Annotated in this window: 2 protein-coding genes; one reads left to right on the forward strand and one right to left on the reverse strand. The window is 45.9% G+C overall.

All coding sequences use genetic code 11. The features are described from left to right. Positions 1-430: DUF3124 domain-containing protein (locus AC37HE_RS09105; protein ID WP_500782518.1), on the forward strand; the 430-nt coding region annotated here is incomplete at its 5' end. On the opposite strand, the gene AC37HE_RS09110 is transcribed toward AC37HE_RS09105, so the two are convergent. Further along, positions 427-2,073 (reverse strand): SulP family inorganic anion transporter, encoded by a 1,647-nt coding sequence (locus tag AC37HE_RS09110; protein WP_500782519.1) that lies wholly within the window; start codon positions 2,071-2,073, stop codon positions 427-429. The genes AC37HE_RS09105 and AC37HE_RS09110 overlap by 4 nt on opposite strands. Between the last annotated feature and the right edge of the window lie 827 nt (positions 2,074-2,900).

Genomic DNA, 2,900 nt, shown 5'->3' on the forward strand with positions numbered 1-2,900 from the left:
GTACAGCTTTGTGGACTTGCAGCCCGAAGCCGTAAAGTATCTCGAGACTGACTATATTCCCATCTACTCGGACATTTATCATATGGATGGCACAAAGCGCTTTTTGCTGACCTCAACACTGAGCATTCGCAACAGCTCATTGACCGATACCGTGTATATGTTTAGTGCAAATTATAATGATTCGTACGGGAAGCAACTGCGGAAATACGTCAACTCAACCATTTTACTGAAACCACTGGAGTCGATTGAGTTTGTTGTGGAGCACGAAGAAGATCAAGGTGGCGCAGGAGCAAGTTTTCTGGTCAATTGGGGTGCCGACAGAAACGCCGGCCAATTGCTGATTCAGGCTGTAATGACCGGAACCAGCAACCAGCAGGGGCTTTCTTTTTTAACTGAAGCGAAAATTGTGAAGCAGGAATTTCGCGACTAAACCGCTTTTTGCTTCAGGCTTTCGGCAGCCTTGTACAAAGCTTCATCGAAAGCCGGCAAAACATTGTCGCGATCAATCAAATCGAACAGTTTCCCCTTCTCGAGGTCTTTCATCACATTGGGACGAACACCCGACAAGAATACGATTGTTCCGCTATTTTGAATTTGTTTCACCACTTCTTTCAGGTTGTGCAAACCGGTAGAGTCGATAAAAGGCACATGGCGCATCCGAATAATCATCACCTCCGATTTCAAACCGATGAGCTTCAGTGTTGAGCTGTATTGTTTAGCCGACGCAAAGAAAAACGGTCCGCTAATTTCGTAAATACCGATTTCCCTGGGCAAGTCGGAATAGTTTTCCAACACATCCGAATCCACTTCAAACTCGGGATTCGCACCGGCATCGGCCATCCGCTTCATAAACAACAAGGCTGAAAGAACGATACCGATTTCGATCGCGAAAGTCAGGTCAACCAACACTGTCAGGAAGAAAGTCACTAACAGGATCAGGATATCAAAGGCCGAACCTTTCAGAATCGACACAAAGGAGCGCCATTCACTCATATTATAGGATACCACAATCAGGATACCGGCCAGGCAAGACATGGGAATCAGTTTGGCCAGATCACCAAAAACAAGCATGATAAACAACAGCGTAATCGCATGGATCGCACCGGCAACAGGTGTGCGGCCACCATTTTTCACATTGGTGGCAGTACGGGCAATGGCACCGGTAGCCGGAATACCACCAAAGAAAGGAGTCACCACATTGGCAATCCCCTGTGCAATCAGCTCGGTGTTGGAGCGGTGATTACCGCCAATCATCCCGTCGGACACCACAGCCGACAGTAAACTTTCGATACCCCCCAGCAAAGCAATGGTTAAAGCAGGGGCAAGATACATATGAAGCTGACTGAAATCGAGACTAGGCACCGACAAGCTAATCGTTTGCGGAATATCGCCAAACACGGTTTCGATAGTCGATACCGGCATTTTGAAGATCTGCACCACGGCCGTTACAATCAAAATAGCGACAAACGATCCGGGAATCTTCGTTGTTATCTTTTTAAAATAAACCGAAATCAAGATGGTAACAACAGTAATAATTAAGGCTGTCGGGTTTACCTGGTCGAGGTGAGAAAAGTAAGTTCCCCACTTCGGCAAAAAGTCCGATGGCATTTTGTCCAATTGCAAGCCCAGCGCATCTTTGATCTGCGTGGTAAAAATCACTAAGGCAATACCACTGGTAAATCCCACCACCAAGGGGTGAGGAATAAATTTGAGCAAAGAGCCTAACTTAAGCAAACCAAAGGCAATGAGAATAACACCTGCCAGAATGGTTGAGATAATTAAACCATTGAGGCCATAGGTTTGTAAGATACCGTAAACAATAACGATGAAGGCACCTGTAGGACCGCCAATTTGCACACGGCTACCTCCAAGTACAGAGATGATAACTCCGGCAACAATCGAGGTAATCAGGCCCTTTTCGGGCGACACCCCCGAAGCCACCGCAAAAGCAATCGCCAAAGGCAACGCAACAATACCGACAATAATCCCGGCAAATAGGTCTTTGGTGAACTGCTCCTTTGAATATCCTTGTTGAAGTACACTGAATAATTTAGGATGAAACAGCTTTTTCATAAACTAATGTTTAAAAACGAGGCTGCAAATGTAGAGACATTTCATCCTTGTTATGCTTTGCAACACCTTTTTCTGTTCTATTTATAATGAGTTGAAATAAATGGCTCCTCCGGGTAATAATTAATTAAGATTGCTGCCAGTTTCGTACCGTCTTTTAAAAAGATCGGATCCTTACTTACCAACAGAGCAGGGTTCCCAGTAAAACATACATGATTCCCGGGAATCACCAATGGGGATGAAAGTGGAGGAAAATAAGAGAAGGCAGTTGAAAACAATTGAAGACAGTTGAAGGAAGAAGGAAGCTTGCCCGGAGCGAGACCGGCCTTTTATCCGGACCGGAATCAAAAAGACTCACCCTCGCGGGGTGAAATATGGGTAGTCCCGGGGTGGAGTATATTTGCGTCTTTAGGCGCACGCTCTATGTTACTTGTTGTACAGGTTGTGCATGCGCCGCATGGTTTGATTGATCCTTTTTGTTCTATTCATCTTTTCTGTCCGCAAGCCGGACTGATACTTTTCCCTTCAGTTGGTTTTGACTCACCCCGTCGCTCGTAATACTCGCGCCAGGGGCTGTACATTAGATCCAAAGCAAAAACAGATGGGACTTTCACAAATCGGGAGAACCCAAACAGATGCAGTTTAGGTCCTCCACAAAACGGGAGAACCCAAACAGATGCAGTTTGTGTCCTCAACAAAACCGGAGAACCCAAAGCAGATGCAGTTTGTGTCCTCCACAAAACCGGAGACCCCAAACAGATTCAGTTTAGGTCCTCCACAAAACCGGAGAGACCAAAGCAGTTGCAGTTTGTGTCTTCCACAAAACGGGA

The sequence above is a fragment of the Mangrovibacterium sp. genome, from assembly GCF_059905295.1.